General features: G+C 36.8%; 8 protein-coding genes. 7 read left to right on the forward strand and 1 reads right to left on the reverse strand.

Features of this window, described 5'->3' with window-relative positions; all coding sequences use genetic code 11:
- Positions 1-134: 134 nt before the first annotated feature.
- Entirely contained in the window at positions 135-659 is a 525-nt protein-coding gene (locus CAFE_RS14090) for a nitroreductase family protein (RefSeq protein WP_009064821.1), read from the forward strand.
- A 30-nt stretch (positions 660-689) separates the two neighbouring features.
- Positions 690-1,112: a 2-thiouracil desulfurase family protein gene (locus CAFE_RS14095; RefSeq protein ID WP_011988846.1), complete on the forward strand. Its 423-nt coding sequence runs from the start codon at positions 690-692 to the stop codon at positions 1,110-1,112.
- Between the two features lie 82 nt (positions 1,113-1,194).
- Here CAFE_RS14095 and CAFE_RS14100 read toward each other — a convergent pair whose 3' ends face one another.
- Positions 1,195-2,091, reverse strand: coding sequence for an AraC family transcriptional regulator (locus CAFE_RS14100; RefSeq protein ID WP_009064827.1), 897 nt, complete (start codon positions 2,089-2,091; stop codon positions 1,195-1,197).
- 111 nt (positions 2,092-2,202) lie between these two features.
- On the opposite strand from CAFE_RS14100, the gene CAFE_RS14105 reads away from it, so the two are divergent.
- The 5 genes from CAFE_RS14105 to CAFE_RS14125 are packed head-to-tail and all read left to right on the forward strand — an operon-like array spanning position 2,203 to position 5,556.
- On the forward strand, positions 2,203-3,363 hold the full coding sequence (locus tag CAFE_RS14105; protein ID WP_009064824.1) for an MFS transporter: 1,161 nt from the start codon (positions 2,203-2,205) through the stop codon (positions 3,361-3,363).
- A 13-nt stretch (positions 3,364-3,376) separates the two neighbouring features.
- A complete protein-coding gene (locus tag CAFE_RS14110; RefSeq protein WP_009064810.1) occupies positions 3,377-4,210 on the forward strand; it encodes a histidinol-phosphatase HisJ family protein in 834 nt (277 codons plus the stop codon).
- A gap of 53 nt (positions 4,211-4,263) precedes the next feature.
- Positions 4,264-5,127 (forward strand): aminoglycoside 6-adenylyltransferase, encoded by an 864-nt coding sequence (locus tag CAFE_RS14115; protein ID WP_011988845.1) that lies wholly within the window; start codon positions 4,264-4,266, stop codon positions 5,125-5,127.
- The gene (locus tag CAFE_RS14120; protein WP_011988844.1) at positions 5,081-5,338 is read left to right on the forward strand and encodes a hypothetical protein; all 258 of its coding nucleotides are present in this window, start codon (positions 5,081-5,083) and stop codon (positions 5,336-5,338) included. Before CAFE_RS14115 ends, CAFE_RS14120 begins: the two co-directional genes overlap by 47 nt.
- 29 nt (positions 5,339-5,367) lie before the next feature.
- Positions 5,368-5,556 (forward strand): cysteine-rich KTR domain-containing protein, encoded by a 189-nt coding sequence (locus CAFE_RS14125; RefSeq protein ID WP_011988843.1) that lies wholly within the window; start codon positions 5,368-5,370, stop codon positions 5,554-5,556.
- Positions 5,557-6,077: the final 521 nt, after the last annotated feature.

Here is a 6,077-nt window from a genome sequence, read left to right on the forward strand (position 1 = left end):
GGCCCAACAGGAGGAATTAGAGCTTGTCCCTGCCGACTTGACAGCATTATATCACGGGTATCTCAAAGCCTGCCGGTATTCTATTTTTGGGGCGTTTTCGCCCTACAAAACTTATTATACGAGGAGGAAGAATAATGGATTTTTTAACACTGGCAAAACAACGCTGCACAACACGCGGCTTTACGGGAGCACAGATTCCAAAAGATGACTTAAATCAGATTTTATCGGCTGGACGTGTCGCCCCTACAGCCTGTAATAAACAACCACAAAGGATTATTGTTGTTCAAAGTGAAGAAAACATTTTAAAAATTAAAAAGGCTTATCAAACGTTTGGTTCTAAGTGTGTTTTTATCGTGTGTCGGGATCGACGGGATGAATTAATACGGCCATTTGATCAAAAATGTTCTGGCGATTTGGATATAGGTATTGTCTGTGACCACCTGATGTTGGCAGCAAGAGAATTAAATATTGGAAGCGTAATGGTTGGTTTGTTTGATCCCGCAATTATAAGCAATGAATTTCATTTACCAGAGTACATAGAACCGACAGCTTTACTCTTAATGGGGTATCCAGAAAAAGGCTTTTTAAGTCCAGAGCGTCATATTGCCCAACGCAAAGAAATAAGCGAAACGGTGATGTATGAGAAATATATAGATTAAGGTAAAAGTCTTCCATAGGAGTTGTTGAGTATGAAAGTATTAGTAAGTGCATGTGTACTAGGATGTAATTGTAAATATAATGGAAGAAACAATCGCAATGAAGCTGTGATTGAATATCTAAAAGGAAAAGAGGTTCTCAGTATTTGTCCTGAAATGTTAGCCAATATGCCTATTCCCCGACCATGTGCTGAGATTGTTGATGAAGTAGTGATGGATGATAAGGGAAATAATGTTGATTCTGATTATAGGAAAGCAGTTGCGCTTGCATTAGAAAAAATAGAAGGAGAAAAAATTGATTTGGCTATTTTGCAGTCAAGAAGTCCAACTTGCGGAGTTAACAATATATATGATGGAACATTTACCGGGAAGCTAATATCTGGTCAGGGACTTTTTGCTAAAGCCCTGATTACTAAAGGGTACCCCGTAAAAGATGCAGAAGATTTTAATATGTAGATTCGAAATAGAAAAATTCAATGTTTTTGCCGAATATCAGTTGGTCGTCGTGTCTAACTTTTCATTACATTAGAAAGAGGGATTAGCATTGCTGATCCCTTTTTCTGTACTCCAAAGGGGTACAGCCAATCTGTTCTCGGAAAGTTTTCGTAAAGTAGCTGCTGCTTTGAAATCCGCATTGAAAGGCAATATCGATAGAAGTCATATCTGTATCGATTAACATTTGACATGCTTTTTGGATTCGATATTGTTTCAGGTACTGATTCGGTGTGGAATGGATTGTACGGTGAAAACAGCGCAGAACTTCGCTTTCACTGATCAGCGCTACCCTTGCTAAAGTAGAGATGGTTATGGTTTCTGAAAAATGCATCTGAATGTATTGAAGCATGGTTTTTATTCGATCGGCATTTCGAAGATTTCGAATGCTGGGTTTTGCTTCACATATGGAATGATTTGTTAGCACAATTAGAATCAATTGCGATAATTCGTTCCTGACATATATTTCAAAACCATTTTCAGTGTTATAAAGTCTGTTCCATACAGAAATCGAGTAAGCGAGTATTTTGTCCTGCCAGTTAATGAATGGGTCTAATAAAATGTATGGCAGATTTTTATTCTGGATAATCGGCTCAATATAATTTTGCCAGTATATACTATCTATGCTTCCGATTAGCCTTGGATGAAAAACAATGGATCTTAAAACGTATTCGCCATCGTTTGTTGCATGAATGGAATGAAGAAAGCCTGCATTGATAAATATCCCTTGATTTTTGTTTAGGATATGTTCTGTGCTATTAACAGATACTTTTATCGATCCTGAGATTACCCATATAATCTCAAAATCTTCGTGCCAGTGCCAGGGAATAGAATAGCTTGATAAGTTTTCCTCATAAAAAGCAATCGGGAATTCTGACGTTCCATGCTTTTGAACTTCTTCACCGGAAGAATTCACTGTTACATTACATTTTGCTATGCTCATACAAGATACCTTCTCTTTGACGATTTTATTATATAATTTCGAGTGAAATATTATATAAAAGTTCGTTGAATGATGATATTATTATATCACAAAAAAGAGAAGGAGATCAATATGTTTCAATTACTGTTAGTAATTATCTATATTGCATTTATTAGTCTTGGATTGCCCGATTCCTTATTGGGTTCGGCATGGCCATCCATGTATATGGAATTTGGGGTGCCGATTTCATACATAGGCGTCATTTCTATGATTATTGCAATCGGAACCGTTGTTTCAAGTTTACAGAGTGATAAACTTACCCGTAAATTTGGAACCGGAAAGATAACGACCATCAGCATTACTATGACGGCAGTTGCTTTATTTGGCTTTTCCAGTTCACACTCATTTGGTTTGCTTTGTTTCTGGGCAGTTCCTTACGGACTTGGAGCAGGTAGTGTTGATGCATCCTTGAATAATTATGTAGCACTTCACTATGCAAGCAGACATATGAGTTGGCTTCATTGTATGTGGGGAATCGGCGCAACTATTGGGCCTTATATGATGGGATATGCCTTGAAGCATGGTCAGAATTGGAATGCAGGTTATCAGTATATTTCCTTTTTACAGATTGCTTTTGCAGTAGTTTTGTTTTTTAGCCTGCCGTTATGGAAGAACCAAAAAGGGACGGCAGAAGAGAATGATATTTTAGCGGGAAAAGCATTGCCTTTGAAAGAGGTAATTCAGATTTCTGGAGCAAAAGAAGTAATGCTTTGTTTCTTTTGCTACTGTGCTTTGGAACAGACGACCGGCTTATGGGCAAGCAGTTATCTTACCCTGATCAAAGGATTTTCAATTGAGACAGCGGCTGGTTTTGCAAGTATGTTTTTTATTGGTATTACCATTGGGAGGGTATTAAGTGGATTTATAAGTATGAAATTAAGCGATTTACAAATGATTCGTCTGGGGCAGGGAATCATTGCGGCTGGTATTATTATGATGTTACTGCCGTTAAATGAAGTAATATCTTTGGTCGGCTTGTTTTTCTTTGGTTTTGGATGTGCGCCAATCTACCCATGTATTATTCACTCCACTCCGTCCCGTTTTGGTGCGGATAAGTCACAGGCAATCATCGGGGTTCAGATGGCAAGTGCATATGTGGGAACCTGTGTGATGCCGCCGCTATTCGGCTTAATTGCAAAGCATATAAATATTGTTTTGCTGCCGGTATATTTGCTAATCATTCTTTTATTAATGGTGATGATGCATGAATTGCTGGTAAAAAAAACTGCTTGAAGGGATGAAGAAAATGTTTGCTGATTATCATGTTCACACAGAATTTAGCGATGATTCTGTTTATGAAATGGAAGAGGTTGTAAAAGATGCAATACAAATAAAAATGGAAGAAATATGTTTTACGGATCATGTAGATTATGGAGTTAAGCTGGACTGGAATGATAAGAAAGAAATTCAATATCGCGATGGTATGCCTATGGCAAATGTGTATTATCCAGAATATTTTGAGACGATTAAGGAATTACAATATTTATATGGTGACTTGATTGCTATAAAAAAGGGAATGGAGTTTGGAGTACAGGTGCATACAATTTCTCAATATGAAAAGCTCTTTGTGAAATATCCATTTGATTTTATTATTCTATCTGTGCATCAAATAGATAACTTGGAATTATGGACACAGGATTTTCAGAAAGGAAAGAGCCAGAAAGAATATAACGAAAAATATTATCAAGAGCTGCTGGAAATTGTAAAACAATATAAAAATTATAGTGTTTTGGGACATTTAGATATTATTATAAGATATGATAAAAATGGCACATATCCGTTTGAAAAGATTTCAGACATAGTTAATGAAATTTTAAAAATTGTCATTCGTGATGGAAAAGGAATAGAAGTAAATACGTCATCCTACAGATATGGACTTACGGATATGACACCATCCAAAGATATACTTACTTTATATAAAAAATTAGGCGGTGAGATTATCACGATTGGAAGCGACAGTCATAAAAAAGGACAGCTAGGTGCACATATTGAAAATACCAAGAAAGTATTATTCGATATGGGATTTCGATATCATTGTACATACGAGAATATGAGGCCGCATTTTCATAAGTTGATATAATAGAAAATTGTCCGGATAACTTAGTTTATCTTCACTATAAAAGGAGACACAGTATGCGATCAGAAAAAGAAATGATGGATTTAATCATAGCAGTTGCCAACAATGATGTCCGCATTCGTGCGGCCTACTTAGAAGGTTCACGTGCAAATCCAAATGTACCAAAAGATATCTTTCAAGATTATGATATTGTATATGTTGTTACAGAAACAAGGTCATTCAGAGAGGACAAAGCCTGGATTGATCGATTTGGTGAGCGCTTGTATATGCAATATCCAGAGGAAAATATCTACTACACTTCTGATGTTGAAAATTGCTATGGTTGGCTAATTCAATTCACTGATGGAAATAGATTGGATTTACATGTAAAGACATTAGAAAATGTACTTAATAGTCTAGAATTGTATAAAACACTAGTTGACAAGGACAATATCATGCCTCAAAAACAAGTATTGTCCGATGAAGAATATTGGGTGAAAAAGCCGGTGCCAAATCAATTCTATTGTACATGTAATGAATTTTGGTGGTGTTTAAATAATGTGGCGAAGGGATTATGGAGGAATGAGATTCCATATGCAATGGATATGATAAATTTTCAAATAAGGCCAATGCTTAGGCGGCTGCTGGAATGGAAAATTGGGATTGATAATGATTTTTCAGTCAGCGCAGGGAAATCCGCAAAATACATGGACAAGTATTTGCCGAAAGGGATTTATGAACAATACTTAGAATCTTATTCGAAAGCACAAATAAACGCTATATGGGATGCTGTTTTTCTCATGTGCGATTTGTTTCAGAAAATTTCTTTGGAGGTAAGTGAGAAATTAAATTTCCCCTACGATTTGACAGAAGCAAGAAATAGCAAGAGCTACCTTGAGCGCGTTAAAAGCTTACCGTCCAACGCAACAGAAATATACTAGATTTGCCTATTGCGATGAAGAGGAAGCGCTTTGCCTTAAGGAATACGAATATAAGCGCAAGCAAAATAATACACCCGAAGATATGTTTATACAAATTGATATTCCACTGACATTGGTACATCAATTTGAACTTATGAAAAACGCCGGTTTTAAAACGGTTGAAGTTTTGTATCAAAATTGTGGAACAGTAATTATTAGAGCAGAAAAATAGCAACTAATGAAATGATGTAGGGGGTGATAATGATTGAAGTTCAATGGTTACTATGTCCTATATGTGGCAATAAAACAAGACTGAAAATTAGGAAAGATACAATCCTCGAAAACTTCCCCCTATACTGTCCCAAATGTAAACAAGAATCTCTAATCAATGTGCTACAACTCAATATGTCAGTTATCAAAGAGCCAGACGCAAAGACGCAGAGCCGATAATCAATGAGTACATATCTCTTGATTATCGGCTCTTTTCATATAACAATTTTCTGTTATACGATTGCTGACAAATTTAACAGACATACAAAGCCGTCATTTTCCGTTAAAAATCGGAAAGAGTATACCTGTAATTCTTCTTATTCTGGCGGCTTTGGGATAAGGAGGTTTTTATGTACCCCAAAGCATTTTTTTCTCTGAGAGAAACGCCGCCATATTGTGACGGTTTAATATAGCAGAAAAATTTCATTTACATAGTTTAAAAGTATTATATCAACTTGTGGGCGGCTATTGCGCCCATTTTTTATTCGACACCTTTCGCGCTAATTTGCGTAAAGGTGTTTTTTTGTATCCTTTTTTCACTGACAACGTATGGAACAAGCCTTGTCACTTCGGGCTGTCAACGCCGGAACTTTTTTGACCCAAAACGCCGGTCGGAAATGACCCATATCGCCGGTTACATGAGCGCCAGTCACAGTACCGCCGGAATGTCCACCGGCGGTACTGTCTGAACGCCAGCTTTG

Source organism: Caproicibacter fermentans (assembly GCF_009746625.1).
Taxonomy (GTDB): domain Bacteria; phylum Bacillota; class Clostridia; order Oscillospirales; family Acutalibacteraceae; genus Caproicibacter; species Caproicibacter fermentans.

Bases quoted from the DNA above. Each gene is read 5' to 3' on its own strand.
- CAFE_RS14090 (WP_009064821.1), top strand. From the start codon at position 135: ATGGATTTTTTAACACTGGCAAAACAACGCTGCACAACACGCGGCTTT.
- CAFE_RS14095 (WP_011988846.1), top strand. From the start codon at position 690: ATGAAAGTATTAGTAAGTGCATGTGTACTAGGATGTAATTGTAAATAT.
- CAFE_RS14125 (WP_011988843.1), top strand. From the start codon at position 5,368: ATGATTGAAGTTCAATGGTTACTATGTCCTATATGTGGCAATAAAACA.
- CAFE_RS14105 (WP_009064824.1), top strand. From the start codon at position 2,203: ATGTTTCAATTACTGTTAGTAATTATCTATATTGCATTTATTAGTCTT.
- CAFE_RS14100 (WP_009064827.1), bottom strand. From the start codon at position 2,091: ATGAGCATAGCAAAATGTAATGTAACAGTGAATTCTTCCGGTGAAGAA.
- CAFE_RS14110 (WP_009064810.1), top strand. From the start codon at position 3,377: ATGTTTGCTGATTATCATGTTCACACAGAATTTAGCGATGATTCTGTT.
- CAFE_RS14115 (WP_011988845.1), top strand. From the start codon at position 4,264: ATGCGATCAGAAAAAGAAATGATGGATTTAATCATAGCAGTTGCCAAC.